24 protein-coding genes and 2 pseudogenes are annotated in these 25,857 nt (G+C 63.9%); 17 read left to right on the top strand and 9 right to left on the bottom strand.

Annotated features, from left to right (window positions below; genetic code table 11):
- Positions 1–10 precede the first annotated feature (10 nt).
- From CHX26_RS10840 to CHX26_RS10825, 4 genes are all read left to right on the top strand, one after another.
- The gene (locus CHX26_RS10840; RefSeq protein ID WP_172449794.1) at positions 11–349 is read left to right on the top strand and encodes a PilZ domain-containing protein; all 339 of its coding nucleotides are present in this window, start codon (positions 11–13) and stop codon (positions 347–349) included.
- Positions 350–416: 67 nt separating this feature from the next.
- On the top strand, positions 417–1,697 hold the full coding sequence (locus tag CHX26_RS10835) for an MFS transporter (protein WP_104942374.1): 1,281 nt from the start codon (positions 417–419) through the stop codon (positions 1,695–1,697).
- The gene (gene cysK, locus CHX26_RS10830) at positions 1,694–2,614 is read left to right on the top strand and encodes a cysteine synthase A (RefSeq protein ID WP_104942373.1); all 921 of its coding nucleotides are present in this window, start codon (positions 1,694–1,696) and stop codon (positions 2,612–2,614) included. Before CHX26_RS10835 ends, cysK begins: the two co-directional genes overlap by 4 nt.
- A gap of 78 nt (positions 2,615–2,692) precedes the next feature.
- Positions 2,693–3,283: a hypothetical protein gene (locus CHX26_RS10825; RefSeq protein WP_104942372.1), complete on the top strand. Its 591-nt coding sequence runs from the start codon at positions 2,693–2,695 to the stop codon at positions 3,281–3,283.
- A 78-nt stretch (positions 3,284–3,361) separates the two neighbouring features.
- On the opposite strand, the pseudogene CHX26_RS10820 reads toward CHX26_RS10825, so the two are convergent.
- From CHX26_RS10820 to CHX26_RS10805, 4 genes and pseudogenes are all read right to left on the bottom strand, one after another.
- Positions 3,362–5,166 (bottom strand): annotated as a pseudogene (locus tag CHX26_RS10820) (acyl-CoA dehydrogenase C-terminal domain-containing protein).
- Positions 5,167–5,212: 46 nt separating this feature from the next.
- Positions 5,213–5,674 carry a MerR family transcriptional regulator gene (locus CHX26_RS10815; RefSeq protein ID WP_104942371.1) on the bottom strand — a complete coding sequence of 154 codons (462 nt, stop codon included), beginning with the start codon at positions 5,672–5,674 and terminating at the stop codon, positions 5,213–5,215.
- A 31-nt stretch (positions 5,675–5,705) separates the two neighbouring features.
- A complete protein-coding gene (gene hisI / locus CHX26_RS10810; protein WP_233997125.1) occupies positions 5,706–6,101 on the bottom strand; it encodes a phosphoribosyl-AMP cyclohydrolase in 396 nt (131 codons plus the stop codon).
- A 361-nt stretch (positions 6,102–6,462) separates the two neighbouring features.
- A complete protein-coding gene (locus CHX26_RS10805; protein WP_233997124.1) occupies positions 6,463–7,221 on the bottom strand; it encodes a ComF family protein in 759 nt (252 codons plus the stop codon).
- 18 nt (positions 7,222–7,239) lie between these two features.
- Here CHX26_RS10805 and CHX26_RS10800 point away from each other — a divergent pair, with 18 nt between their 5' ends.
- The gene (locus tag CHX26_RS10800; protein ID WP_104942368.1) at positions 7,240–8,007 is read left to right on the top strand and encodes a methyltransferase; all 768 of its coding nucleotides are present in this window, start codon (positions 7,240–7,242) and stop codon (positions 8,005–8,007) included.
- Here CHX26_RS10800 and ppdK read toward each other — a convergent pair.
- The 3 genes from ppdK to CHX26_RS10785 form a co-directional block, all read right to left on the bottom strand.
- Complete coding sequence (gene ppdK / locus CHX26_RS10795; RefSeq protein ID WP_104942367.1) at positions 8,004–10,676, bottom strand: pyruvate, phosphate dikinase; 2,673 nt, start codon at positions 10,674–10,676, stop codon at positions 8,004–8,006. The genes CHX26_RS10800 and ppdK overlap by 4 nt on opposite strands.
- A 122-nt stretch (positions 10,677–10,798) precedes the next feature.
- Positions 10,799–13,153, bottom strand: a complete 2,355-nt coding sequence (gene glyS / locus CHX26_RS10790; protein ID WP_104942366.1) for a glycine--tRNA ligase subunit beta — start codon at positions 13,151–13,153, stop codon at positions 10,799–10,801.
- Positions 13,153–14,121 (bottom strand): glycine--tRNA ligase subunit alpha, encoded by a 969-nt coding sequence (locus tag CHX26_RS10785; RefSeq protein WP_104942365.1) that lies wholly within the window; start codon positions 14,119–14,121, stop codon positions 13,153–13,155. Before CHX26_RS10785 ends, glyS begins: the two co-directional genes overlap by 1 nt.
- A 36-nt stretch (positions 14,122–14,157) precedes the next feature.
- Between CHX26_RS10785 and CHX26_RS16135 the strand changes: the two are divergent.
- The 11 genes and pseudogenes from CHX26_RS16135 to ychF form a co-directional block, all read left to right on the top strand.
- A pseudogene (locus tag CHX26_RS16135) lies at positions 14,158–14,721 on the top strand (TraB/GumN family protein); the annotation flags it as partial.
- A gap of 46 nt (positions 14,722–14,767) precedes the next feature.
- On the top strand, positions 14,768–15,292 hold the full coding sequence (locus CHX26_RS16130) for a TraB/GumN family protein (protein WP_104942363.1): 525 nt from the start codon (positions 14,768–14,770) through the stop codon (positions 15,290–15,292).
- A gap of 248 nt (positions 15,293–15,540) precedes the next feature.
- Positions 15,541–15,747 carry a helix-turn-helix transcriptional regulator gene (locus CHX26_RS10770; RefSeq protein ID WP_104942362.1) on the top strand — a complete coding sequence of 69 codons (207 nt, stop codon included), beginning with the start codon at positions 15,541–15,543 and terminating at the stop codon, positions 15,745–15,747.
- Positions 15,722–16,189 carry a hypothetical protein gene (locus tag CHX26_RS10765; protein WP_104942361.1) on the top strand — a complete coding sequence of 156 codons (468 nt, stop codon included), beginning with the start codon at positions 15,722–15,724 and terminating at the stop codon, positions 16,187–16,189. Before CHX26_RS10770 ends, CHX26_RS10765 begins: the two co-directional genes overlap by 26 nt.
- Before the next feature lie 77 nt (positions 16,190–16,266).
- Complete coding sequence (locus CHX26_RS10760) at positions 16,267–17,175, top strand: TraB/GumN family protein (RefSeq protein WP_104942360.1); 909 nt, start codon at positions 16,267–16,269, stop codon at positions 17,173–17,175.
- 36 nt (positions 17,176–17,211) lie between these two features.
- Positions 17,212–18,120 (top strand): TraB/GumN family protein, encoded by a 909-nt coding sequence (locus tag CHX26_RS10755; RefSeq protein WP_172449792.1) that lies wholly within the window; start codon positions 17,212–17,214, stop codon positions 18,118–18,120.
- A 120-nt stretch (positions 18,121–18,240) separates the two neighbouring features.
- Complete coding sequence (locus tag CHX26_RS10750; RefSeq protein WP_104942358.1) at positions 18,241–18,858, top strand: 50S ribosomal protein L25/general stress protein Ctc; 618 nt, start codon at positions 18,241–18,243, stop codon at positions 18,856–18,858.
- 91 nt (positions 18,859–18,949) lie between these two features.
- Positions 18,950–19,519 carry an aminoacyl-tRNA hydrolase gene (gene pth / locus CHX26_RS10745; RefSeq protein WP_104942357.1) on the top strand — a complete coding sequence of 190 codons (570 nt, stop codon included), beginning with the start codon at positions 18,950–18,952 and terminating at the stop codon, positions 19,517–19,519.
- Between the two features lie 4 nt (positions 19,520–19,523).
- Positions 19,524–20,045 carry a hypothetical protein gene (locus CHX26_RS10740; RefSeq protein WP_172449790.1) on the top strand — a complete coding sequence of 174 codons (522 nt, stop codon included), beginning with the start codon at positions 19,524–19,526 and terminating at the stop codon, positions 20,043–20,045.
- 73 nt (positions 20,046–20,118) lie between these two features.
- Positions 20,119–21,111: an SDR family oxidoreductase gene (locus CHX26_RS10735; RefSeq protein ID WP_104942355.1), complete on the top strand. Its 993-nt coding sequence runs from the start codon at positions 20,119–20,121 to the stop codon at positions 21,109–21,111.
- A gap of 67 nt (positions 21,112–21,178) precedes the next feature.
- Entirely contained in the window at positions 21,179–22,279 is a 1,101-nt protein-coding gene (gene ychF, locus CHX26_RS10730) for a redox-regulated ATPase YchF (protein ID WP_104942354.1), read from the top strand.
- A gap of 6 nt (positions 22,280–22,285) precedes the next feature.
- Here the strand turns inward: ychF and CHX26_RS10725 are convergent, their stop codons facing one another.
- Both CHX26_RS10725 and mutL read right to left on the bottom strand, forming a co-directional pair.
- The gene (locus CHX26_RS10725) at positions 22,286–22,741 is read right to left on the bottom strand and encodes a hypothetical protein (protein ID WP_104942353.1); all 456 of its coding nucleotides are present in this window, start codon (positions 22,739–22,741) and stop codon (positions 22,286–22,288) included.
- A 3-nt stretch (positions 22,742–22,744) separates the two neighbouring features.
- Positions 22,745–24,601 (bottom strand): DNA mismatch repair endonuclease MutL, encoded by a 1,857-nt coding sequence (gene mutL / locus CHX26_RS10720; RefSeq protein WP_104942352.1) that lies wholly within the window; start codon positions 24,599–24,601, stop codon positions 22,745–22,747.
- 204 nt (positions 24,602–24,805) lie between these two features.
- On the opposite strand from mutL, the gene CHX26_RS10715 reads away from it, so the two are divergent.
- Positions 24,806–25,849 (top strand): rod shape-determining protein, encoded by a 1,044-nt coding sequence (locus tag CHX26_RS10715; RefSeq protein ID WP_104942351.1) that lies wholly within the window; start codon positions 24,806–24,808, stop codon positions 25,847–25,849.
- Positions 25,850–25,857 lie beyond the last annotated feature (8 nt).

Below are 25,857 nucleotides of genomic sequence, written 5' to 3'. Positions count from 1 at the left end.
ATCGCAAAGCGTGGCTGGTGGAGCAAATCTGAGTGTCACCGATCTGCGTCGCGCTGCGCGGCATCCGGTCGATTTCCCGGCTATCGTCGAGCACTTCGAGCACGGTGATCTTCACCTGCATGTCTGCAACCTTTCAGCGCACGGCTTCATGGTCGATGATGCGCGGCAACTTGTGCGCGGTGATCGCATCATTATCCGTCTGCCCATTGTCGGTCGGATTGAAGCCTATGTGATCTGGACCCGTGACAGCCGTGCGGGATTTCAGTTCGAACGGATCATCCGGCTTGATGATTTCGTGGCGATCATTGATCAGCTGCAGCCCAACCCGCGCCTGCGCCGTCCGCGCTGAGCCCGCACAAAGACCAGCCTTCAACCGTTCAAGTTTCGCCTGCTTGGCAGCAGCGTGATCGCCTGCCATGGGCGCTGGCGTGACCGCACCAACCTCCCCCCTCCAGATCGGCGATTATCGGCGTTACTGGCTGGCCCGCTTCATGGCGGTGTTCGCCACGATGTCGATGGTGGTGCTGCTCGGTTACCAGCTCTACGAGGTGGCGCGCGACGACTACGGCATGAGCGTCGCCGAGGCCTCATTTCAGCTCGGTCTGCTGGGTCTTGCGCAATTCATCCCGTTGTTCGTGCTGACCCCGTTGGCGGGCCTCGCCGCAGATCGCTTCGATCGTCGCCATGTTGCCGCCTTTGCCAATGGGATTGATGGGTGCGTGGCCGTGGTGCTGGCGGTGCTGACTTGGGCTGACGCGCTGAACCTGCCGATCCTGTTCACTCTCGCCGCTGCCCATGGCGCAGCGCGGGTCTTTGTCGGCCCGTCGATGAGCGCCATCGCGCCTAATATCGTGCCCCCTCCTCTGCTGCCGCGCGCCATTGCCCTGTCCTCGATCGCCTGGCAGGCCGCCAGCGTCGCGGGTCCAGCGGTGGGCGGGCTGATCTATGCCGGGGTAACATGGCTGCCGCACACGATCTCGGCCGCTTTGATGGTTGCGGCGATGGTGCTGATCCTGACTGTGCGCCCGATCAAGGCACGGCACGAGGGCCCACCGCTGAGACCGCTGCGGCAGATCGTCGAAGGCATGGTCTATGTCTGGCGGGAGCGATTTCTGCTGGGCTGCATCACGCTTGATCTGTTTGCGGTGCTGCTGGCCGGAGCAACCGCCCTGCTCCCGGTGTTCGCCCGTGATATCCTGTTTGTCGGGCCAGAGGGACTTGGGCTGATGCGCGCAGCGCCGGCGCTCGGCGCGGCCAGTGTTGCCCTGTGGCTGTCATTCCGGCCGCTTCAGCGAGAGGTGGGGGTCAAGATGCTCTGGGCTGTTGCAGCCTTCGGCGCCCTGACCATCGCCTTTGCCTTTTCGCGCTGCCTGATGCTGTCGCTGGCGATCCTGAGCCTCATGGGCGCGGTGGACATGATCTCGGTCTTTATCCGATCATCGCTGGTGCAATTGTTCACACCCGATGACAGGCGCGGAAGGGTATCGGCGATCTCGGGTCTGGCGATCTCGGCCTCGAATGAATTGGGCGAAATGCAGTCGGGGCTGGCAGCGGCGCTGCTGGGCGCTGTCGGCGCAGTTGTATTCGGCGGGGCTGGTGCGATAGTCGTGACCTTGGTCTGGGCGTGGCAATTCCCAGAGCTGCGCCGCGCCCGCAGCTTCGAGCCGCAGGAACTCAAAAGAGAGGTATCGACATGAAGGCTGACAACATCCTCGCCACCATCGGCGGTACGCCGCATATTCGCCTGAACCGGCTGTTTCCCGATCACGAGGTGTGGATAAAGTCCGAGCGCGCCAACCCGGGCGGCTCGATCAAGGATCGCATTGCGCTGGCGATGGTCGAAGATGCCGAAGCGCGCGGTGCGTTGCAGCCCGGCGGCACGATTGTCGAACCGACCAGTGGCAACACCGGGATCGGGCTGGCGATGGTCGCAGCGGTCAAGGGTTACCGCCTAGTTCTGGTGATGCCCGAATCCATGTCGGTCGAACGGCGCCGGTTGATGCTGGCCTATGGCGCGAGCTTTGATCTTACTCCGCGCGAAAAGGGCATGAAGGGCGCGATCGAGCGTGCGCAACAACTGGTTGACGAGACTCCCGGAGCGTGGATGCCGAGCCAGTTTGACAATGGCGCCAACCCGGCCGTCCATGCGCGTACCACTGCGCAGGAAATCCTCGCGGATTTCGCCGACAGCCCGATTGACGTGATGATCACAGGGGTCGGTACAGGCGGCCATCTTACCGGCTGCGCGGAGGCATTGAAGCAGCACTGGCCGAACATGAAGGCCTATGGCGTCGAACCTGCGCTTTCGCCTGTCATTAACGGCGGCCAGCCCGGCCCGCACCCGATCCAGGGCATTGGCGCAGGCTTCATCCCCGGCAACCTCCACACCAACGCCATCGACGGCGCAATCGCTGTCGATGCGGAGGAAGCCAAGGACATGGCCCGCCGCGCCGCGCGCGAGGAAGGCATGCTGGTCGGCATTTCGTCAGGCGCTACGCTTGCCGCGATTGCTTCGAAGCTTTCGTCACTTCCCGCCGGATCACGCGTGCTGGGCTTCAATTACGACACCGGCGAGCGCTATCTTTCGGTCCCCGATTTCCTTCCTGTGGAATAGGGGTTTTCCTTAACCCGCCTGCGCTAGGTTCCCGGCAGACAGACCAGCAAGAGCGTCATTGCTCGGGAAACGGCGCCCATGAAGTTCATCAAGCTCGAATCGCGCGGCGGCAATTATCTTGTCGTGGCCGAAAACGTTGCGTGGCTTCGCACTGCGGAGAACGGGCAGACCAGTGTCGGGATTATCGGTGGCCAGCCATTGCTTGTTGTCGGGTCGATCGAAGAGGTGGCAGAGAAGATCCTCTCCGCCACGGCAGCGCAGGAAGAGCCTGCTGCCTCTCCAGCGCAAGTGGCTGAACTCTCGCCCCCGGTGGTTACGGCTGCTGCTCCGGCACCGCCAGTGCCTGAGCCAGTCCTTGAACCAGAACCAGGACCAGAGCCTGCCTTGGTTGCCCCGCCGCCTTTGGCACCTACTGAACCCGTGTGCGAAGCCATAGCTCCCGAACCGGCCAATGACAGCGTGCCTGCCGGATCTCAGCCAGAACCGGAAACGGCATCTGAGCGCGCGCCGCCACCTGCCGTTGTCGCCGTTGCCAAGCCTGCCGCATCGGCTCCGCCTCGTCCCGCTCCGAGCGTCAAGCCTGCTCCGACCTGGGAGCGTCCGGCCAAGCCCGCAGGTGGCCTCAAGATCAAGGCCGGATCGCAGCGGATGATGGGGCGCTTCGACTAGAGCGGGATCCACCATATGCCAAGCGGGCCGCCACGCGGGATGCGTGACGGCCCGGTGCAAGCTGTGTAAAGACGGTGCTTAAGCGGCGGTGGCGAAGGCCTCTGCGGGAAGCTTCATCATGTATTCGCTGCCCGCTTCGAGCTTGCGCCGCAGCGCGCCCGCATCGGGGAGGAAGCGCTCGGCGTAGTAATTGGCCGAGACCAGTTTGGCTTCGTAGAACGCCTTGTCCTCCGGCTCGCCCGCGAGCTTGGCCGCCGCAACCTTGGCCATCTTCAGCCAGAAGAAGCCGAGCGTCACGATGCCCATGATGTGCATGTAATGGTGCGCGCCTGCGCCGAGGTGGTTGGGGTTGGCCATCGCGTTCTGCATGAACCACATGGTCGCCGCCTTCTGCTCGCCCAGCGCCTTTTCGAGCCGTTCGGCGACGGGCTTCAGGGTTTCGTCCTGCTTGGCGGCGGCGATTTCCTCGTCGATCATGGCAAAGAAGGCCTGGATCGCCTTGCCCCGCCCGCGGCCAGCTTGCGGCCGCACAGGTCCATCGCCTGCACGCCGTTGGCGCCTTCGTAGATCATGGCGATGCGGCTATCGCGCACGAACTGCTCCATGCCCCATTCCTTGACATAGCCGTGCCCGCCATAGACCTGCTGCATGTTGTTGGCGATGTCATAGCCCTTGTCGGTGCCGTAGCCCTTGATGACGGGGGTCATCAGCCCGATCAGCATATCGGCCATCTCGCGCTCTTCGGCGGTCTGGGCCTTGTGGGTGAGATCGACCTGCAACGCACCCCACAGGCACAGGGCGCGCATGGCTTCGGTGAAGACCTTGGCATCCATCAGCATGCGGCGCACATCGGGGTGGACGAAGATCGGATCGGCCTTGGCCGCCGGATCAGCCGGGCCGGTGAGCGCGCGGCCCTGACGACGGTCGAGCGCATAGGTGACCGCGTTCTGGTAGGCGACTTCGGCCTGGGCATAGCCCTGAATGCCGACGCCGAGGCGCGCCGCGTTCATCATGATGAACATGGCCGCGAGGCCCTTGTTCTCCTCGCCCACCATGTAGCCGGTCGCACCGTCATAGTTGAGCAGGCAGGTGGCATTGCCATGAATGCCCATCTTCTTCTCGATCGAGCCGCAGCTGACGCCGTTGCGCGCAGCCGGATTGCCATTCTCGTCGAGCAGGAACTTGGGCACAATGAACAGCGAAATGCCCTTGGTGCTGTCGGGCGCGCCCGGGGTCTTGGCCAGCACCAGATGGATGATGTTGCTGGTGAGGTCATGCTCGCCGGCCGAGATGAAAATCTTGGTGCCGGTGATCGCATAGGTACCATCACCGTTCGGCACGGCCTTGGTGCGGATCATGCCGAGATCGGTGCCGCAATGGGGCTCGGTCAGGTTCATCGTACCCGACCATTCGCCCGAGATCATCTTGGGAACGAAGGTCGCCTTCTGTTCGTCCGAACCCTTGGCGATGATCGCCGCAATCGCGCCATTGGTAAGGCCGGGATACATCGCGAAGGCCTGATTGGCGGTGCCGGTAAACTCCTCAAGCACGAAACCGAGAACGTGAGGCAGGCCCTGTCCGCCAAATTCCTCTGGTTGTGCAAGCGTACCCCAACCGCTTTCGACATAGGCCTGATAGGCCTCCTTGAAGCCCGGAGGCGTCGTCACAGAACCATCTTCGTGACGCGTGCAGCCATGCTCGTCACCCGCCTGATTGATCGGCGCCAGCACTTCAGCGCAGAACTTGCCAGCCTCGTTGATGACGGTGTCGATCATGTCCGGCGTCGCATTCTCGAAGCCCGGCAGATTGCCGTAGCTGGCAAGGTCGAGAAGTTCGTTGACGATGAAGCGGGTGTCGCGGGTGGGCGCGGTGTAGGTCGGCATTGCGTGATCCCTTTGGTCTGTAATCTTGGTCGAGCGGATATCTGGCTCAGCCGAGTTCGAGCTTTTCGATCTCGGACACGAAATCAGTGAGTTCCTTGATCGACGAATCGATATCGTCGCGCTGTGCCTTGAGCTTGGCAATATGCGCGCGGCACTTTTCGATCGTCACGCGACGCTGTTCAACGCGGCCGTCGTCAAGGTCGTAAAGGTCGATCATCTCGCGGATTTCGATGAGCGAGAAGCCGACATTCTTGGCGCGCATGATCCACGCGAGCCGGGCGCGGTCGCGCTTTGAATAGACACGGGTCAGGCCGACCCGGGCCGGGCTGATCAGCCCTTCGTCTTCGTAGAAGCGCAGCGCACGGGCGGTGCAGCCGAATTCCGACGTGAGATCGGAAATGGTGAACTGTTCGCGTTCGTGAACGTCAGGGCGATCCAGATGAGCGCCGTTGCGGCGGGATTCGCTCGCCATGTCGGTGCCAGCGGGGTTTGCAGGAGCGGTAGCCATGACCGCCACCTACCTTACGTTTACGTGAGCGTCAAGTGTCGATCCGCTTCAGAACCGGCTCGCCCTGGCTTGCATCAATCTGTCGATAGAAGCAGCTGGTCGCCCCGGTATGGCATGTCGGCCCGGCGGGGACGGCTCGGATGAGCAGTGCGTCTTGATCGCAGTCAACAAGGATCGCCGAGACATTGAGGATGTTCCCCGAGGTCTCTCCCTTCATCCAGAGCTTGCCGCGGGAACGGGACCAGAAGTGGACCTTGCCGCTCGAAAGTGTCGCAGCCAGAGCTTCGGCGTTCATGTGAGCGACGACCAGAACCTCGCCGGTGGCATGATCGACCACCACCGCCGTCACCAAACCGCTCGCATCATACTTGGGCGCGAAAACGGTCCCGCCCTCGCGTTCCTGAGGGGTAATAGAGTGATCGGCCACGTCAAAACTCCTGTCAGATCGTGTCGCAAGGTAGCGGCCCATGCGACGATTGTTGCAAGCACACAACAGCACCATGCAAAAAATACGGAATTTGCAGGTTCAGCCTTTCGAGTTGAAGGCGAGCGTGGAACATAAGCTCCAGAGCTCTCGCAAGGGGTTCAACACTCGAACAGTGGCACCGCCCGGTGTCAGGTTCAGGGGGTGACCGGCCCGCGTAACTGGCAGCGGGGTGCCAGCGCGACCGGTTGAACGATAGGGACTGGATCCCGGCAGCGAAGTTAGGGGGTCGCTGCCATAGCCTGATTGGGTGGATCCTCACCGTTTCGTCACGTGGCCCCCGGGGCTCAAAAGGCCTCGGGCGTTATGTTTTTGGCGAAGCCTTCTCCTTTACAAGGCTCTCCAACCCTTCGGCATTACTGACCTGCGCGAAGCACGCGACCGCGAGAGATAGCGGTCGTGCCGCAGCCATGGCGGCAAGGCAGGCACGGCTCGTCGCACCGCTGGTTAGCACATCATCGACCAGTATCACGTGTCGACCAGCCAGCCGTTCTGCTTTTGCCGCATGAAGGGTGATCGAACCCCTGAGCACGTGTTCACGCGCCTCCCGCCCCAGCCCCCCCAGGCTTGGCGTGCGGCGATTGCGCCGCAAGCCGTCGACAAGCGCCTCTCCGCACCCAAGTCGCTCCAGTTCCTTGGCCAGCAAGGCAGCCTGATTGAAACCGCGGCTCCACAATCGCCAGGGATGCAGCGGAACCGGAACCAGCAACGGCGGTGCGTCTCCAGCAGGAACCCCGGGTAGCCGCGCTGCGATCAATTGGGCCAGAAGTTTAGCGAGCGCGATGCGTCCACCATGCTTGAATGCCAGAACCAGCTTGCGTGATGTGTCACCGTACAGGCTTGCTGCGTAAACCGGAATTCCGGCGTCATCGGTCATAGCCACCGCCGGCACTTCCAGCGTACTCCAGCATTCCCCGCACAAGCCGGCTTGACGTGCAATCGCGATCCCGCACGCCGGACAGCGCGGCGGATAGAGCACATCCACCACGGGCGCGAGCTGTCGGGCAAGTTGAGCGACCACTGCCATAACCTGCTTGTCGCACGGCTTGCTCTCTTCAAGCAAGCACGGCAGGGGAGCCGCATGACCGTCAATCAGGTTCCCACGATATTCTCCGAAGCGCGGCGCGTGGCGCGTGCATTTCGATCGGCGGCACGCAGGAAAGACAGTGCCGACGCGGCAAGCTTTCTGATTGAGGACATGGCGGATGACATGATCGACCGCCTGTCTTTCGTCCGACACAGACCGCAAATCTCGCTGATGATCGGCGACTGCCCCCCGCCTCTGGCGAGCTATCTCAGGCAAGATGGCGCGTCCCTTTCGGTAAGCGCCACAGCAAACCCGGCCGAGCCTCTGATCGGTGGGCCTTACGACTTCATCGGAGTTATCGGACAGCTCGACGCCGTCAACGATCTCCCGGGCGCGCTGATCCACCTGCGCCATGCTCTGAAGCCCGGTGGCCTCGTTATTGCGAGCTTCATTGGCGGCCAGAGCCTGTTCGCGCTGCGTGCCGCGATGCTCGCTGCCGAGCCCGACCGGCCCGCAGCGCGCATCCACCCGCTGGTCGATGCCCGCGCCGCCCCCGGCCTGATGCAGCGTGCCGGGTGGAAGGACCCAGTGGTCGACACCCACACGCTAAGTGTGCGCTATGGATCGCTCGACCGGTTGATTTCCGATCTGCGCGACCAGGGTCTCGGCAATGTGCTGGCGCGCGCCGCCCCGCCGCTCGGCAGAGCCGCCCTCGCCCGCGCCCGCGCCGCCTTTGCCGCGCGCGCCGAAGATGACGGCAAGACCCCCGAGACTTTCGAGATCGTCACCCTTACGGGGCGACGCTCGCTCGCCGGAACCTAGCCTCGCGCCAGCGCGGCCTGCGCCGCGGCCAAACGCGCAATCGGCACGCGGTAGGGCGAGGCGCTGACGTAATCGAGGCCCACACCCTCGCAGAAGGCAATGCTCGCCGGATCGCCGCCATGCTCGCCGCAGATGCCGAGCTTGATGTCGGGCCGGGTCGCCCTGCCCCGCTCCGCAGCCAGTTCCACCAGCTGGCCGACGCCCTCGATATCGAGGCTGACGAAGGGATCACGCGGGAAGATGCCCTTGTCGACATAGACGCTGAGGAACCGCGCCGCATCGTCGCGGCTGACGCCCAGCGTGGTCTGGGTCAGGTCGTTCGTGCCGAAGGAGAAGAACGCGCCTTCCTCGGCAATCTCACCCGCCATCAACGCGGCGCGCGGCAGCTCGATCATCGTGCCGACGAGGTAATCAACCCGCACCCCGGTTTCGAGAAACACCGCGTCGGCCGTCCGGTCGACCAGCGCGCGCAGGATAGCCAGTTCGCGTTTGGTGGCGACCAGAGGGATCATGATTTCCGGCAGCGGCGCTTCGCCTGACGCCTGCTTGACCGCGCAGGCCGCCTCGAAGATCGCGCGCGCCTGCATCTCGTAGATTTCCGGGAAGGTAATCCCCAATCGGCAGCCACGGTGTCCGAGCATCGGGTTGAACTCGTGCAGCTCGCCCGCGCGGCGCTTCAAATGGTCGACCCCGAGGCCGGTCGCGTCCGCCAACTCGGCGAATTCCTCGTCCGCGTGCGGCAGGAATTCGTGGAGCGGCGGATCGAGCAGGCGGATGGTGCACGGCAGGCCGGCCATCACCTCGAAGATCGCGGTGAAATCGGCGCGCTGTTCCGGCAGCAGCTTGTCGAGCGCACGGCGGCGTCCGGTCTCGTCGTCGGCAAGAATCATCTGGCGAACCAGCGAGATGCGCGAGGCTTCGAAGAACATGTGTTCGGTACGGCAGAGCCCGATGCCCTCGGCCCCGAACTGGCGCGCCATGCGGCAGTCGTCGGGCGTTTCGGCATTGGTGCGCACGCGCATCCTGCGCAGCTTGTCGGCCCACACCATCAGCGTCCCGAAATCACCCGCCAGCTCCGGCTCGACCGTGGGGACGATGCCGAGCATCACCTGTCCGGTCGCTCCATCGAGGGTGATCGCATCGCCTTCCTTCAGTTCGGTCGAGCCGATCCGCAGCGTGCGGCTGTTGCGGTCAATCGACACCGCTCCGGCACCCGAGACGCAAGGCCGCCCCATCCCGCGCGCCACGACCGCAGCGTGGCTGGTCATCCCGCCGCGGGCGGTAAGGATGCCCTGCGCTGCGTGCATCCCGTGGATGTCCTCCGGCGAGGTCTCAACCCGCACCAGAATGACCTTCTCGCCTCGACCCGCCCATTGTTCGGCGGTGTCGGCATCGAGCACGATCTTGCCCGCAGCCGCCCCTGGCGAAGCCGGAAGGCCCGTCGTCAGCACATGCCGCTCGGCCTTGGGATCGAGCGTCGGGTGGAGCAACTGGTCGAGCGCCATCGGATCGACCCGCCGCACCGCCTCGCGCTCATCGATCAGCCCTTCGCCGACCATGTCCACTGCCATCTTGAGCGCGGCCTTGGCGGTGCGCTTGCCCGAGCGGGTCTGGAGCATCCACAGCTTGCCGCGTTCCACCGTGAATTCAATGTCCTGCATGTCCTTGTAGTGGAGCTCCAGCAGGTCGAACACGCGGGCCAGCTCGGCGTAGGCATCCGGCAGTGCCTCTTCCATCGACAGCGGTTTGGCCCCCGCCGCCTCGCGCGCGGCCTTGGTGAGGTATTGCGGGGTGCGGATCCCCGCGACCACGTCCTCGCCCTGCGCGTTGATCAGGTATTCGCCGTAGTAGGCGCGGTTGCCCGTCGCCGGATCGCGGGTGAAGGCGACGCCGGTGGCGCTCGTTTCGCCCATATTGCCGAACACCATCGCCTGCACATTGACCGCCGTGCCCCAGTCCCCCGGAATATCGTTCAAGCGGCGATAGACCTTGGCGCGGTCCGAATCCCAGCTGTCGAACACCGCCCGGATCGCGCCCCACAACTGTTCGTGGACGTCCTGCGGGAACGGCTTGCCCAGCTCGTCGGCGACGATCGCCTTGTATTCCTTGACGAGCGCCTGCCAGTCGGCCGCGTTCATCTCGGTGTCGTTGTAGTAGTCCTTGTCTTCCTTGGCGATTTCGAGCGCTTCTTCGAACAGCCCGTGATCGAGCCCCAGCACCACGTCCGAGTACATCTGGATGAACCGGCGGTAGCTGTCCCAGGCAAAGCGCGCATCGCCGCTCGAGGTTGCCAGACCTTCTACCGTCGCATCGTTAAGGCCGAGGTTGAGGACAGTGTCCATCATCCCGGGCATCGACACCCGCGCGCCCGAGCGCACCGAGACCAGCAGCGGGTCAGCCGCATCACCGAAAGCCTTGCCCACCGTGGCTTCGACATGGGCGAGCGCGGCGGACACCGCACTTCGCAAGGCTTCGGAGAAGTCTGCCCCATCCTTCAGATAGGCAATGCATTCCTCGGTGGTGATGGTGAAGCCCGGTGGCACCGGCAGGCCGATGCTCGCCATTTCGGCAAGGTTCGCGCCCTTGCCCCCGACGACGGTCTTGTCCTTCTGGCGCGGATCGGAGTGGTCGGCAGCGCCCCCGAATACATAGACCGTCTTCAATGTCATGGTTCTTCCCGCTTGATGTGATCAGCTTGACAAACTTGACAGGGTGTCAAGCGACTATTCGACAGTATTCCCTTGAAATACATAACTATTCATCTGCTTGACGGACAGGGGAGAGGGGGCCTTCATCCCTCGATCCGGCTGAAATCGGCGACCCGGTGGACGGCATCGCGGAACGCCGCCAGCAGGGCAAGGCGGCTCGCGCGCTTGTTCGCATCGGCATCGTTGACGGTCACCTCTTCAAAGAACCGGTCGATGGGTGCGCGCAAGGTGGCCAGCGCAGCCATCGCATCGGCGAACTTCTCCGCTTCCACGGCCTCGGCAGCGCGAGGGGCAGCGGCGGCGAGCGCGTCGATCAGCGCCTTTTCCGCCGGTTCGGGGGTGTAGGAAAGCGCTCCCATCCCGTTCGCGTCGAGCGCAGTCGAGACGTCCTCACCACCGGTCTCTCGACTACGCTCGAGACGAACGGAGGTGGGTTCGACACCTTCCTTCTTGAGGATATTCGCCGCCCGCTTGTAGCCTGCAAGGAGGTTGGCGCCGTCCTCGGTGGTGACGAAGGCCTGGAGCGCATGGACACGGGCGAGCAGGCGGACGAGATCGTCCTCCCCGCCGAGCGCAAACACCGCGTCGATCAGATCGTGGCGGACGCCCGCCTCGCGCTGCTGGACCTTGAGGCGGTCGGCGAGGAAGTCGAGGAGGTCAGTAACAGCGCCCAAAACCTTCTCGTCAAACTTTCCTGTTTTAAGATCGGAAGAAACTTGATCGACCATCTTCTGATAGCTGTCGCGCTTATCATCGTCGGACATCGGGTCACCAGCTTCCGCCCGAGCCTTTGCAAGGTTCTCAACCTTGTAAATAAACTCCAGATGGCGAACCCGTCCTGTCGCTGCGCCCGTCGCAATCGCCATCGGAAGCAAAAGCGGCAAACGAATGCCATTCGCCACCAAGAGAGCAAGCAGCCCAATCGCCGCGCGTCGAAGAGCAAATGGGTCTTTCGAGCCGGTCGGCGCCATATCGGCATAAAAGAAGCAAGCCAGCGTATCCAGCTTGTCCGCCAGCGACACCGCCACCGTCACCGGCGCCGTCGGCACATCGTCGCCCTGCCCGACCGGCTTGTAGTGATCGCGGATCGCCTCGGCGACTTCGACCGGCAGGCCTTCCTTGGCGGCGTAGTAGCCGCCCATCAGGCCCTGCAATTCGGGGAACTCGCCGACCATTTCGGTGACGAGATCGGCCTTGCACAGGCGTGCGGCCTGCTCGGCCATGTCGGCCAGCTTGCGCACCTCATCCCCGTTCGCCTCGAGCGTAGTCGAGAGGCCGCTCTCGGTGTCTCGATTACGCTCGACACGAACGGAGGCGGGGCTAACAACCCCCTCCTCGCACAACCACCGCGCCAGCTTGGCCACCCGCTCGACCTTGTCGGCGACGGTGCCGAGCTTCTCGTGGAAGGTGATGCGCGACAGCTTTTCGGCATGAACCGCCAGCGGCGTCTTCTGGTCCTGTTCCCAGAAGAAGCGCGCATCCGACAGCCGCGCGGCGAGGACCTTGCGGTTGCCGTCGACCACCACGGCGGGGTCACGCGGGTCGATATTCGCGGTGCAGACAAAGGCGTTGGCGAGCTTGCCGTCCGGCCCTTCGCACACGAAATACTTCTGGTTCACCCGCGCGGTGAGCTGGATGACTTCGGGGGGGACATCCAGAAACGCCTCGTCGAAGCGGCCGAGCAGCGGCACGGGCCATTCGGTCAGCCCGGCGTTCTCGATCACCAGGCCTTCATCGGCGACCAGCGTCAGCCCAGCATCAGCCGCAGCCTTGGCCGCGCCTTCGCGGATAATCCGGCATCGTTCGGAGAAATGGACGATCACGTGCGCGGCGCGCAGGGTTTCGACATAGGAACCGGCGTCGGCGATTTCGACCGGGCCGGAATGGTGGAAACGGTGGCCCATGGTGGTGCGGCCGCTTGCGATCCCGTCCACCGCGAACGGTACAACTTCGCCATCGAGCAGCGCAATGATCCCCGAGAGCGGGCGCACCCAGCGCAAGGATTCAGTGGTGATCGAAGCGGCGCCCCAGCGCATCGACTTGGGCCAGGGGAAGGCACGGATGATCGCCGGGATGGCTTCGGCCAGCACCTCTGCCGTATCGCGCCCCGGCTTTTCGACCACGGCGAAGTATACGCCGTCGCGCTGGGTCAGTTGATCTTCCGACAAGCCAAGCTTGCGCAGGAAGCCCTCCAGCGCCTGCGGCGGCGCACCAACCTTGGGCCCCTTGGTCTCTTCGCTGACAGCCTCGGTCGCCAGCGGCAGGCTCTTCGCGATCAGGGCAAGGCGGCGCGGCGTGGCGAAGGCCTCGACGCTCTCCGCCTGCAATCCGGCCTTGGCCAGCGCATCGGTGAACAGCCGCGCCAGATCCTCCTTGGCCTTGGGCTGCATCCGGGCGGGGATTTCCTCGCACAGCAGTTCGAGCAGGAAGTCGGCCATCAGACGAGACTCCACCCGGGATATTTCGCCTGCCATTCGGGCGTCATCTTGGTCGCATAGGCCTCGCAGGACGAGCGCGCCAAGTCGCGCACCCGGCCCATGTAGCTGGCGCGTTCCTGCACCGAGATCACGCCGCGCGCCTGCAACAGGTTGAACAGGTGGCTGGCCTCGATCGCCTGTTCATAGGCGGCAATCGGCACCCCGGCTTCGAGCGAGCGCAGGCACTCGGCCTCGGCGCGGCGGAAGCCTTCGAACAGGGTTTCGGTATCCGCGACCTCGAAGTTCCACTTCGACATCTGGCGCTCGTTTTCGAGAAACACCTCGCCATAGGTGACGATTCCTTGTTGGCCTACCGCTTCGCTACTTGAGGCCGGGGGGCTATTAAAAACAAGATCATAGACGTTGTCGACGCCCTGGATGTACATTGCGAGGCGCTCGAGCCCGTAGGTGAGCTCGCCCGCGACCGGCTTGCAGTCGAAGCCGCCCATCTGCTGGAAATAGGTGAACTGGGTGACTTCCATCCCGTCGCACCACACTTCCCAGCCCAGCCCCCAGGCGCCGAGCGTGGGCGATTCCCAGTCGTCCTCGACAAAGCGGATGTCGTGCGCCAGCGGGTCGATGCCGATCGCGGCGAGGCTCTTGAGATAGAGCGCCTGGATGTCGGGCGGGGACGGCTTCAGGATCACCTGATACTGGTAGTAATGCTGCAGCCGGTTCGGGTTCTCGCCATAGCGCCCGTCGGTCGGGCGGCGGCAGGGCTGGACGAAGGCCGCGTTCCACGGCTCCGGCCCGAGCGCGCGCAGGGTGGTCGCGGTGTGGAACGTCCCTGCCCCCATGCGCATGTCATAGGGCTGAAGGATCACGCAGGAGCCGTGCTCGCTCCAGAAGTCGTGAAGCGTCAGGATCATGTCCTGAAACGAGCGCGAAGGATCGCGCTGAGACGGCGTGAAGGTGGGAGCGGCACTCATGGCGGCTCGCCATGGCCGAACACCCCGGCAGCGTCAATGCCGCAGCGCAGCATGGTCCCCAGTGGACCGCAAGATCACGGCGCGCTTGACTCCGTGCGTCAGGCCGTCTGCATTGAAATCCTGCATGAATCGGACAAGGAACCGGCTGTGAGATCGTTTATCCGCGAGGCAACCGGGCTTGTCGCCGCCCTCTCGCTGCTGGGCTTGCCGATGGCGCCCGCCGCGGCCACGCAGGCCGCTCCCGACGATGCCGCCCCGGCTCCGGTCTGCCGCACCATTCACGCTGTACGGCAACAACCCGGCGCGGTGGTGCTGCCGGTTCAGGACTACGAGCCTGCACCAGCGCTGTGGAAACTGTCTGACGAGGACACCACGATCTACATCTTTGGGACGTTTCATATCCTGCCCGAAGGCTTTCGCTGGCGCACTGCGCTGCTCGACAAGCTGATCGCCGAGACGGACGAGGTCGTGTTTGAATCCGTGGAGGAACCTAGAGCGGATGACGCTACCCCGACAGCAGAGGAGGTCGCCTTTGCCGCCCTGTTCGAGCAATTTCGCAGCGACATTCCGCTCAGCCAGCGCATCGCCGAACGCAACCGCGGCAAGCTTCAGCGGATGCTCGATCTGGCCGGTGTAACGCTTGCCGATGTCGAGCGCGCGCGCCGCACTGGTCACGCTGTTTGCCATCTCGCTGGCGAGTTCGGAAGCCGAAGGCTCGCAGCGCAGCCTCGGGGTCGAAACAGTGATCGAGCAGGAATACCGGGCCACTGGCCGCCCCGTCACCGCGATCGAGGATCCGGTGGCGGTGATGGCCAAGCTGTTCACCATCGATGAAGCCCAGATGGTCACCTTGCTCGATCAGGCGCTTGATGAATGGAATGGCTGCGGGCTGGTGCAGGCAGGACAGACCGACTGGAGCAGCGAACATGGCTGGGCCAAGGGCCAGCTTGGCGAGGAAGAACTCGCGGAAATGATGGAGGACCCGTTCTCGCGGGCGCTCTACGATATCCTGCTGGTCGACCGCAACCGCGCCTGGAGCGACTGGCTGGCAGAGCGGATGACCCGGCCGGGCAATGTGCTGCTGGCGGTTGGCGCGGGCCATATGGCGGGGCCGGATTCGGTTCTGACGATGATCGAGGCGCGCGGGTTGAAAGCCGAACGGATTCAGTAGGTTTCCTTGGGATGTGTCCTGCTATCATGACTTAAAGTCAGGTTATCTTGACATAGTCAGCGAATCGCGACATATAGTCATGCATACCTGACATATGGTCAGGCTAACCTGATGGAGGCACGCCATGGATTTTCTTTCCAAGACTGTCTGCGTGAAGCAGTGGCTGGTATTCGTGATGCTCGGGGCTTCGGGCTTTGCGGCCGGCACTCTGGCAGCCAAGATCAGCAACGCGCTGGGGTTTTGACCTGGTGAAAAACCGCCTCAAAGTGCTGCGCGCCGAACGCGATTGGTCGCAGGCGGAACTTGCCGGGCGGCTGGATGTCTCGCGCCAGGCGGTCAATGCCATCGAGACCGGCAAGCACGATCCTTCACTGCCCCTCGCCTTTCGTATTGCCCGCCTGTTCGACATGCGGATCGAGGAGATTTTCGATGATGGAGACCATCATGACGCTTGAGAAAACCCGCCCGCTGGGCCCCGGCGAGGAACGCACCCGCCAGCGTCGACGCAACCAGATCGTGTTCCTCGTTGTCGCAGGCGTGATCGGCGGCGTGATCGGCTTTGGCACCGGCTTTTTCGACGAAGGCCAGGGCAACCTGTTTGCGGGCGATTGGGAAAAGCTCAAGCTGCCCCCGGCGCTGGCGGCAGGCCTTGCGCTACTGCTGCTGGCAGGGTTCCTCGCCCTGCCGCTCTACGGCTTCCGCATGATTGATGATTACAAGCGCGAGCAGAACCTCGTCGCCTTTACCGGCGGATGTCTGGGCGTGTTGGCGGGCTTTCCCGTGTGGGCCGTGCTCCACGCTGGCGGCTTCCTGCCTGCGCCCCATGCCTTCGGCGTGTTTGCCATCGCCTATGTCTCGATGTTCGTGAGTTTCCTGTTTGCCCGCTGGCGGCTGTAATTCCCACTCCCAAGCCAGCACCCCTTGCACAATCCCCTGAATACCCCGAAAACCTCTTTTTCCTGAAAGGAATACCGATGAAACTTGCTGCATTTCTTGGCCTGACCGTTGCCCCTTTCGCCTTGCTGGCAGCCAATCCGGCGCTGGCTGAAGAACAGGCGGCCCCCGCCACTGTTGCCGCTGCCGCAACCGGCCCGGCGCTGTGGAAGGTCGCGGATGAGGACACCACCATCTACCTGTTCGGAACGGTTCACGTGCTGCCGCAGGGGATCGACTGGTACGACACCACCATCGAGACGGCGCTGACCGGATCGGACATGATCGTGACCGAAATCCCCATGGATCCCGCTGCCGAAGCCGAACTGCAGCAGCTGACCATGGCCAAGGGGATGCTTCCTGCCGGTACCACGCTGCGGTCGCTGCTGACGCCGGAGCAGACCGAGACTTACAGCACCGCGCTGGGCAAGATCGGCGTGCCGGCTGAGGCGTTCGATCCCCTCAAGCCCTGGCTCGTCGGCCTGACCATGTCACTCGTCCCGCTGATGCAGCAGGGCTATGATCCCAGCAGCGGGGTCGAGAAGGTGCTTCTTTCGAAGGTTCCCGGCAAGGAAACCGGCGCGCTTGAAACCGCCGAGTTTCAGCTCGGGATTTTCGACGGCATGACCCAGGAAGCCCAGGTTGCCTTCATGATGGAAGCGGCAGAGGGCATCGATGAGGCCAAGCCGATGCTTGACCGCATGGTGGCCGAGTGGGCCGCGGGCGATGCCGAAGGGCTTGCCGAGGTGATGAACGAAGGCATGACCGATCCGGCCGTCGCTGAAGCCCTGCTCTACACGCGCAATGCCAACTGGGCCGAATGGATCGACGCACGGCTTGACCAGCCCGGCTCGGTGTTCATCGCCGTCGGCGCAGGCCACCTTGCCGGCCCCAAGAGCGTGCAGGACTACCTTGCCGAAAAGGGCATCGTGGTCACGCGGGTCAAATAAGCGCGGCGCGCAGCAATGACAGGCGGCATCAGGGCAATGATCGCTGATGGTTGGCGAACTGTCGCCGCCGCGATCATTGGCCTGGCCCTTGCCCTCAGCCTCGCCGGGTGCAGCAATGGTCCCGGCGAGGTGGGAGCAGAAGGCCCCCCAGCAAACCCGCTGTTCTATGAAATCGCCAGTGCCGATGGCACGGTCGAAGGCTGGATGCTTGGCACCATCCACGCCCTTCCCGATGGCACCCGCTGGCGCACAACCGAGATCGGCCGTGTCATCGACGCGGCCGATTTCCTTGTGGTCGAAATCAGCGAACCAAGGGGGCCTGACGAAAGGACTTCGATCTATCTCGGCCTTGCGCAGAGCCCGGATCAGCCGGAAATCGGCTCCCGGCTTCCGGCGCACTTGCGTCCAATGCTTGCCGGCATGATGAAGCGCGGCGACCTTGATGATCGCGACTTCTTGCAGCTTGAAACATGGGCCGCGGCGATCACGCTTGCGCGGGGGGATGCCACCGGCAATCCTGCGAACGGGGTTGACCGCGCGCTGATGGCCGATTTCGCCGATCGCCCCGTGCGCGAGCTTGAGGGAATGCGCGGACAGCTTGCGATCTTCGACCGCCTGCCCGAGCTCGATCAACGTGCCATGCTGGCTGCCGTCGTGAGCGAAAGCGAGCGCACGCGCAGGGATCCTGCCCGGCTGCAGCGGGCCTGGCTGGCGGGGGATGCAGTGATCATCGAGACCGCGACGCACGAGGGTTTTCTTGCTGTGCCAGCCTTGCGCGAGGCGCTGCTGACCGGGCGCAACCAGCGCTGGGCAGAGGCGATCGTGCCGATGCTGGCCGAACGCCCTCGCCCTCTCATCGCAGTCGGCGCGGCGCATCTGGTTGGCCCTGATGGTCTGGCCGCGCTGCTTGAAGCGCAGGGTTATCGGATACGCCGCCTGCCCTAAAGCGGTTGCCAAACCGGCCTTCTCTCTCTAAGGGGCCGCGCTTCGGCGCTTTCCGGTCATCCCTGGAGGCGGCTTGCGCCGTGTGACTACTCTTCAAACACGCATTCGAAAGGCACGATTATGAGCGAAGCTCTGAACCTGCCGGCCGAAGCGCGCGAACGGGCTGGCAAGGGAGCCTCCCGAGCACTTCGCCGCGATGGTCGGACCCCTGCTGTCATCTATGGCGGCAAGGAAGAACCCACCCTGATCCACGTCGAGCAGAAGGAACTGGTGCGTCAGCTGATGACCGGCCACTTCATGAACTCGATCGTCAACATCGAGATCGGTGGCAAGACCGTTCGCACCCTGCCCAAGGATGTCGCGTTCCACCCGGTGACCGACCGTCCGACCCATGTCGATTTCCTGCGCCTGACCGGCGATGCCAAGGTCGAAGTTGCGGTGCCGGTGGTGTTCATCAACGAAGAAAAGTCGCCCGGCCTCAAGAAGGGCGGCGTGCTCAACATCGTTCGGCACGAGCTTGAACTGGTCTGTGCCAGCGACGCGATCCCCGACGAAATCCACGTCGATGTGACCGGCAAGGACGTGGGCGATGCAATCCACATCAGCGAAGTGACCCTGCCCAAGGGCGTCACCAGCGCGATCACCGACCGCGATTTCACCATCGCCACGCTTGTCGCCCCCTCGGCGCTCAAGAGCAGCGAAGGTGACACCACTACAGAAGCAGCTGACGCCGAGTAATTGCGCGTCACCGACGGCTTTTGAACGCCGGGCTTCCTTCGCGGGAAGTCCGGCGTTTCGTTTTGTGCAGAGGAACGATAGGTAACACGTCATGCAAATATGGGTCGGCCTCGGAAATCCCGGACCGCGCTATGCGCTCCACCGGCACAATGTCGGCTTCATGGCCGTGGACGTGATCGCGGACATGCACGGCTTCGGGCCGGTGCAGACCAAGTTTCAAGGCTGGGTGCAGGAAGGCCGGATCGGCAGCCAGAAGGTGCTGCTGCTGAAGCCCGCCACCTTCATGAACGAAAGCGGCCGCGCGGTGGGGGAGGCGCTGCGCTTCTACAAGCTTGGCACTGAGGCGCTCACGGTGTTCCATGACGAGCTCGACCTTGCCCCCTTCAAGGTGAAGGTGAAGCAGGGCGGCGGCCATGCGGGGCATAATGGCCTGCGCTCCATTGACCAGCATTGCGGAGCCGAGTTCCGCCGCATCCGTCTCGGCATCGGCCATCCCGGCCACAAGGATCGCGTCACCGGCCACGTCCTCGGCAATTTCGCCAAGGACGAACAGGACGATCTTGTGGCCATGCTCGGCGCGATTGGCGCTGAGGCCGAATGGCTCGCCAAGGGCGACGACGTGCGCTTCATGAATGATGTGGCTTTGAGGATGCAGGGCTGAGGTGGTGGACGGCAAGGTGACCGTCATCAAGATGCGCTGGTGGGGGCATCTTGGGGTAATTTGCATTGTGGCGGTAGTCGGCACTCTTGCCGCCGCGATGGGCTGGGCCGGCACCAGTTTGTTGGCCGCGCCAGATGGTTCCTGGAGGGGGCTGCTGCTGATCTTTTCCGCCGCCTTCATGCTGTTTATTGTGCTGCTCCATCTCAATGTGCTGTTCACCTACCGCCTGGAGATTGGCGCCAGCGGCGTGCACATGGTGGGAAATTTCTGGACTCACCATTTCACATGGCAGGAAATCACGGGCATTAGAAAGCGTCTCAACTATCGCGCGCTGGGCTATCACGTTCTGATCGAGGTTGATGGCTCGCACCTGCCGCGCCGACACTGGACCCACCTGGGAGCAGGAGGCTATCAAATCCCCACCCCGATGGAGAAAGGCCCGACTGAGCTGAACGCTTATCTCAAGCGCAAGCGGCGCGAATATCTGAAGCGCGCGCAAGCGAACCCGGCAAGCATCGACGGCTGAACCTGCAGGCCTTGCACAATGGCGCAGAGCCAATAGTCTGCGCTCGACCCGCGTTTCAGCCAAGGACCACCCCATGAGCCTCGACCGCCGTGCCCTGCTAGCCGGAGCCGCCGCCACCGCTGCCCTCGCCGCCCAGCGCGCCCAAGCCGTAGAGCCGGTCTACACGCCGCAGCTGAACTTCAAGGGCAAGAGCGTGCTGATCACCGGCTGCTCGTCAGGTTTCGGACGGATCGCGGCGGAACTGCTGGCACGGCAGGGGGCGAAGGTCTTCGCCACGATGCGAGGCCTCCCCCGCGCTGAGGCGGATAGCCTGCGGATGATGGCCTTGAAGGACCGGCTTGATCTCCATGTGATCGAAATTGACGTGACTTCAGACCAGCAGGTAGCAGAAGGCGTCGCGCAGGCCGAACTGGCGGCGGGCGGCGCGATCGATGTCCTCGTCAACAATGCCGGGATCGGCATCACCTCGCCGGTCGAGGTGCAGGACATGGAGGCCACCCGCCTGATGTTCGAGACCAACGTCTTCGGCCCCCACCGCATGGCGCGCGCGGTGCTGCCGGGGATGCGCAAGAAGGGCGCCGGCCAGATCATCCAGATTTCCAGCCAGCTGGGGCGCGTCATCTCGCCCTATTCGGGGCATTACTCAGCGACCAAGTTCGCGCTGGAGGCGATGAGCGAGCAGCTCGCCTACGAACTGGTGCCGCACAAGATCGACGTTTCGATCATCGAGCCCGGCGGCTATCCCACCAAGGTCTGGGTCAACCGCAACGCCTATTCGCAGGCTCTGAAAGAGCGCGCCGAGGCGCAGCACACCGACGGCTATCCGCAGCAGGTCGCCGCCATGGGAACCGAGGACGGATCGGGCCGCAGCAATGATCCGGCTGATGTGGCGAAGGCCATTGCGGGCCTGATCGCCCTGCCCCCCGGCACCCGCCCGCTGCGACTGCCCGTTGCGCCCGGCAACAAGCCGCAGGTGCCGATCAACGAAGTGACGGCGCGGGTGCAAGTCGACTGGCTCGGCAATTCGCGCGCCGGGCCGCTGGTGCGCGCCGTGCATGAGCGGTGAGGCTCTAGCCAGCGCCGCGCCTGCCCGCTAAGGGCCGCGCTTTCCAGATAGCCAAGGCACAATCATCATGGGTTTCCGTTGCGGGATCGTCGGCCTGCCCAATGTGGGCAAGTCCACTCTGTTCAATGCGCTCACCGAGACGCAGGCGGCGCAGGCGGCGAACTATCCCTTCTGCACCATCGAGCCCAATGTCGGGCAGGTCGCGGTGCCGGATGAACGCCTGCAGAAGATCGCCGCCATCGCCAAGAGCGCCAAGATCATCGAAACGCAGTTGGGCTTCGTCGACATCGCGGGCCTCGTGAAGGGCGCGAGCAAGGGCGAAGGCCTCGGCAACCAGTTCCTCGGCAATATCCGCGAGGTGGACGCCATCGTCCACGTGCTGCGCTGCTTCGAGGATGACGACATCCAGCACGTCGCCAACAAGGTCGATCCGATCGCCGATGCCGAAGTGGTCGAGACCGAGCTGATGCTCTCCGATCTCGAAAGCCTCGAAAAGCGCGTCCCCGCGGCGGCCAAGCGCGCCACCGGCGGCGACAAGGAAGCCAAGGCAATGGCGAGCGTGCTGGGGCAGGCGCTCGAACTGCTTCGCGACGGCAAGCCCGCGCGCCTCACCGTGCCGAACGACGACGAGGAAGCGCGCCTGTTCAAGCAGGCGCAACTGCTCACCGCCAAGCCCGTGCTTTACGTGTGCAACGTCGCCGAAGAAGACGCCGCCACCGGCAATGCCCTGTCCGCCAAGGTGTTCGAAAAGGCCGCGGCTGAGGGCGCACAGGCCGTGGTCGTCTCCGCCGCGATCGAAGCCGAACTGGTGGCCATGCCGGTGGAAGACCGGGGCGAATTTCTCGAAGCGCTGGGTCTTGAGGAGAGCGGCCTCGCCCGCGTGATCCGCGCCGGGTATAAGCTCCTGGGGCTGAAAACCTTCTTCACCGCCGGCCCCAAGGAAGCCCGCGCCTGGACCTTCCCCGATGGCGCCAAGGCCCCGCAGGCCGCGGGCGAGATCCATTCCGATTTCGAGCGCGGCTTCATCCGCGCCGAGACGATCGCTTACGAGGATTACATCGCGCTGGGCGGCGAAGCGGGCGCGAAGGAAGCGGGCAAGCTGCGGCAGGAAGGCAAGGAATACGTGGTGCAGGACGGGGACGTGCTGCTGTTCAAGTTCAACGTTTGAGGGGACTTATTGCCGCGCTCTATGCTCCAAGGCTTTCTCGGCTAAGAAGGCCTGAAGGTTATGCCATGCTTCGGTCAGGGTCGCATTGATACCTTTAAGCTCCTCAAGAACGCTTTGCCTGCCTTCAACCGTATCCATGCAGTCAACATAATCTGCGACGAAGTAGTGGATGAGACGCTTTCGCTTCTCGTTCAACAATGAGATTTGGCTGATTGTTTCCTCATCCAAGGCCCCCAGCGCTTCTAATTTCCCCTTCAATTGACCGAGGGTAAGTCGATCAACTTGTTCTAAAAATGCCCGAACCGCAGCCTCGTCCCTATCTCCATCAGGATTCTGAAATTGCGCGGGGTCGCCGGCCTCAACTGTGAGAAACAGAAGTAGGCTACCGACATTCATCTCGAAGCCCTGTGCTGCGAATACTGCTTCACCAAGAGCAGTCATGATTTCGTCCGTTGTTGCCATTTATCAATGCCGCCCGAACAGCTTTTCGACGTCTTCCATGCTGAGCTTCACCCAGGTCGGCCGCCCGTGGTTGCACTGGCCTGATCGGGGCGTCGCTTCCATTTCGCGCAGCAGGGCGTTCATCTCGGCAACGCTGAGCACCCGCCCTGCCCGCACCGATCCGTGGCAGGCCATCGTCGCCAGCACCAGTTCGAGCCGCTCGGCCAAGAGCAGCGCGCCGCTGTCTTCCTGACGCCCATGCTTGGCGATATCGTCGGCAAGGTCGGTCAGCAGCTTGGCCGTGTCCGCCTTGGCGATAGCAGAAGGCACAGCGCGCACCAGCATTGCCGATGGCCCGAAGCGTTCGATGACGAGACCGTAGCGCGCAAGGCCCTCGGCGGCGTCTTCCAACCGGTCGCAATCGACCTCGTCCATCTCGACCACGTCAGGCACCAGCAGGGCTTGGCTGCGGCGCACGCCTTCCTCCGCCCCCGCCGCGCGCAAGCGTTCGAGCACGAGGCGTTCGTGCGCGGCGTGCTGATCGACCAGCACCAGACCGTCCGCCGCCTCGGCGACGATATAGGTGTTGGCGACCTGCCCCCGCGCGATGCCCAGGGGGTAGGCTTGCGCCTGCTCGGGAATCGGCGCGGCTTCCTCGGCGCGGCCTTGGGGCCCGGCCAGCGGCGCGCTCCATTCAGGACGCGCCTCGCCAAGCCGGGCTTGCGGCGCTGTCCAGTCACGGCCGGAGAAAATGCTCTCCAGCATAGGCGCTGCGGGCGCAGGAGCAGAGGCGGTCGGTTCGCTCACCCACCGCGCCATTGCGCCGCGATCCGGCCCCTGCGCGCTCCGGCGATCCCCTGTCGCCAGCGCCTGCCGCAGCCCGGAGACGATAAACCCGCGCACCCCCGCCGAATCCCGGAACCGCACCTCGGTCTTGGCCGGATGCACGTTCACATCGACATCCTGCGGCGGCAGGTCGAGGAACAGCGCCAGCACCGCGTGGCGATCCCGCGCCAGCATGTCGGCATAGGCCCCGCGCACCGCACCCACCAGCAGCCGGTCCTTTACCGGGCGTCCATTGACGAAGAGATATTGGTGATCGGCGACCCCGCGGTTCCAGGTCGGCAGGCCCGCCACCCCGGTCAGGCGCATCACCCCGTGCGGCGTGTCGCGGGTGAGTTCGATCGGGACAGAATTGTCTTTCAGTTCATGCGCAATGATCCGCGCCACGCGGGTCGCCAGTTCCTCGCCCGCTTGCAGGGAGAACACGGTGCGCTTCGCCCCCTCCCCCGAGGTTTCAAGCGTAAAGGCAATGTCGGGCCGCGCCATCGCAAGGCGGCGCACCACATCGAGGCAGGCGGCATATTCGCTGCGCGCCGTGCGCAGGAACTTGCGGCGCGCCGGCACCTTGGCGAACAGTTCCTCCACCCGTACGCGCGTGCCGGGGGGAAGCGCGGCGGGTTCGTCTGCCAGCACCACGCCGTGATCAACCACCCGGCGCCAGCCTTCTGACGCACCTTGTTCGCGGCTTTCGATCGTAAGGCGCGCAACGCTGGCAATGCTGGGTAACGCCTCGCCCCGAAAGCCCAGCGTTGTTACCAGCTCGATGGCGCCATCCGGGCCGATCAGCGAATCAGGCAGTTTGGAAGTGGCGTGGCGTTCGAGCGCCAGCGCGAGTCCGTCCGCGCTCATGCCGCAGCCGTCGTCCACGACCTCGATGCGCGCCAGCCCCCCATCCGCCAGCACCACACCGATTCGCCGCGCGCCTGCATCAATCGCGTTCTCGACCAGTTCCTTGAGCGCCGCCGCCGGGCGTTCGACCACCTCGCCTGCGGCGATGCGGTTCACCAGAACGGACGGGAGGCGGCGGATTTCGGGCATTTGTCGCACGCTAGCCGTCAGCAGTCGCAATTTCGAGGGGATGCGCACAGAAAACACCGTAGCGGTGGACAAATATTTTGGCCTTTTGCGCGGGGATTCGCTAGGCGCGCGCTGTCATGTCATAACCGGGTCGAATTCCCCGCAGCCGATCCCCCCAAAGACGGCCGGCGGCTCCGCCCCGCCATCACTGGAACACCAACGCAGATGAGCTTCCTGTCCAATCTCTTCAAATTCGGTTCGCAGAACATGGCGATCGATCTCGGCACGGCCAATACCCTGGTCTATGTGCAGGATCAGGGCATCGTGCTGAATGAGCCTTCGGTGGTGGCGATCGAGACGATCAACGGGATCCGCCGGGTCAAGGCCGTGGGCGATGATGCAAAGATGATGATGGGCAAGACCCCGGACAGCATCGAGGCGATCCGGCCTCTGCGCGATGGCGTGATCGCGGACATCGAAGTGGCCGAACAGATGATCAAGCACTTCATCCAGAAGGTGCATGGCAAGAAGTCGATGTTCCGGTACCCCGAAATCGTGATCTGCGTGCCTTCGGGCTCGACCTCGGTCGAACGCCGCGCGATCCGCGATGCGGCCTCGAACGCGGGCGCATCGGATGTGCACCTGATCCTCGAACCGATGGCCGCGGCGATCGGCGCAGACATGCCGGTGACCGAGCCGGTCGGCTCGATGGTGGTCGATATCGGCGGCGGCACCACCGAAGTCGCCGTGCTCTCCTTGCGCGGTCTCGCCTACACCACCTCGGTGCGCACCGGGGGCGACAAGATGGACGAAGCCATCGTCAGCTATGTCCGCCGTCACCACAACCTGCTGATCGGCGATGCCACGGCCGAGCGCATCAAGAAGGATTACGGCATCGCCATGATCCCCGAAGATGGCGTTGGCGAGACGATCACCCTCAAGGGCCGTGACCTCGTCAATGGGGTGCCGAAGGAAATCACGATCAACCAGGCCCACGTTGCCGGGGCCCTGTCCGAACCGATTGGCGCCATCGTGGAAGGCGTCCGCATCGCGCTGGAAAACACCGCGCCTGAACTCGCGGCCGATATTGTCGATCAGGGCATCGTGCTGACTGGCGGCGGCGCGTTGATCCGCCGACTGGACGAGCATCTGCGCGAGGAAACGGGCCTCCCGGTTTCGGTCGCTGAAGACCCGCTGACTTGCGTTGCCATCGGAACTGGCCGGGCGATGGAAGATCCGGTCTACCGCGGCGTGCTGATGACCGCGTGACGCTGCTC

It is taken from the genome of Porphyrobacter sp. HT-58-2 (genome assembly GCF_002952215.1).
Classification (GTDB): domain Bacteria; phylum Pseudomonadota; class Alphaproteobacteria; order Sphingomonadales; family Sphingomonadaceae; genus Erythrobacter.
This window is presented reverse-complemented; position numbering and strand designations above follow the sequence as displayed.

Bases quoted from the DNA above. Each gene is read 5' to 3' on its own strand.
- CHX26_RS10835 (WP_104942374.1), top strand. From the start codon at position 417: ATGGGCGCTGGCGTGACCGCACCAACCTCCCCCCTCCAGATCGGCGAT.
- cysK (WP_104942373.1), top strand. From the start codon at position 1,694: ATGAAGGCTGACAACATCCTCGCCACCATCGGCGGTACGCCGCATATT.
- CHX26_RS10825 (WP_104942372.1), top strand. From the start codon at position 2,693: ATGAAGTTCATCAAGCTCGAATCGCGCGGCGGCAATTATCTTGTCGTG.
- CHX26_RS10815 (WP_104942371.1), bottom strand. From the start codon at position 5,674: ATGGCTACCGCTCCTGCAAACCCCGCTGGCACCGACATGGCGAGCGAA.
- CHX26_RS10800 (WP_104942368.1), top strand. From the start codon at position 7,240: ATGACCGTCAATCAGGTTCCCACGATATTCTCCGAAGCGCGGCGCGTG.
- ppdK (WP_104942367.1), bottom strand. From the start codon at position 10,676: ATGACATTGAAGACGGTCTATGTATTCGGGGGCGCTGCCGACCACTCC.
- glyS (WP_104942366.1), bottom strand. From the start codon at position 13,153: ATGGCCGACTTCCTGCTCGAACTGCTGTGCGAGGAAATCCCCGCCCGG.
- CHX26_RS10785 (WP_104942365.1), bottom strand. From the start codon at position 14,121: ATGAGTGCCGCTCCCACCTTCACGCCGTCTCAGCGCGATCCTTCGCGC.
- CHX26_RS16130 (WP_104942363.1), top strand. From the start codon at position 14,768: ATGTCGAGCGCGCGCGCCGCACTGGTCACGCTGTTTGCCATCTCGCTG.
- CHX26_RS10765 (WP_104942361.1), top strand. From the start codon at position 15,722: ATGATGGAGACCATCATGACGCTTGAGAAAACCCGCCCGCTGGGCCCC.
- CHX26_RS10760 (WP_104942360.1), top strand. From the start codon at position 16,267: ATGAAACTTGCTGCATTTCTTGGCCTGACCGTTGCCCCTTTCGCCTTG.
- CHX26_RS10755 (WP_172449792.1), top strand. From the start codon at position 17,212: ATGATCGCTGATGGTTGGCGAACTGTCGCCGCCGCGATCATTGGCCTG.
- CHX26_RS10750 (WP_104942358.1), top strand. From the start codon at position 18,241: ATGAGCGAAGCTCTGAACCTGCCGGCCGAAGCGCGCGAACGGGCTGGC.
- pth (WP_104942357.1), top strand. From the start codon at position 18,950: ATGCAAATATGGGTCGGCCTCGGAAATCCCGGACCGCGCTATGCGCTC.
- CHX26_RS10735 (WP_104942355.1), top strand. From the start codon at position 20,119: ATGAGCCTCGACCGCCGTGCCCTGCTAGCCGGAGCCGCCGCCACCGCT.
- ychF (WP_104942354.1), top strand. From the start codon at position 21,179: ATGGGTTTCCGTTGCGGGATCGTCGGCCTGCCCAATGTGGGCAAGTCC.
- CHX26_RS10725 (WP_104942353.1), bottom strand. From the start codon at position 22,741: ATGGCAACAACGGACGAAATCATGACTGCTCTTGGTGAAGCAGTATTC.
- mutL (WP_104942352.1), bottom strand. From the start codon at position 24,601: ATGCCCGAAATCCGCCGCCTCCCGTCCGTTCTGGTGAACCGCATCGCC.
- CHX26_RS10715 (WP_104942351.1), top strand. From the start codon at position 24,806: ATGAGCTTCCTGTCCAATCTCTTCAAATTCGGTTCGCAGAACATGGCG.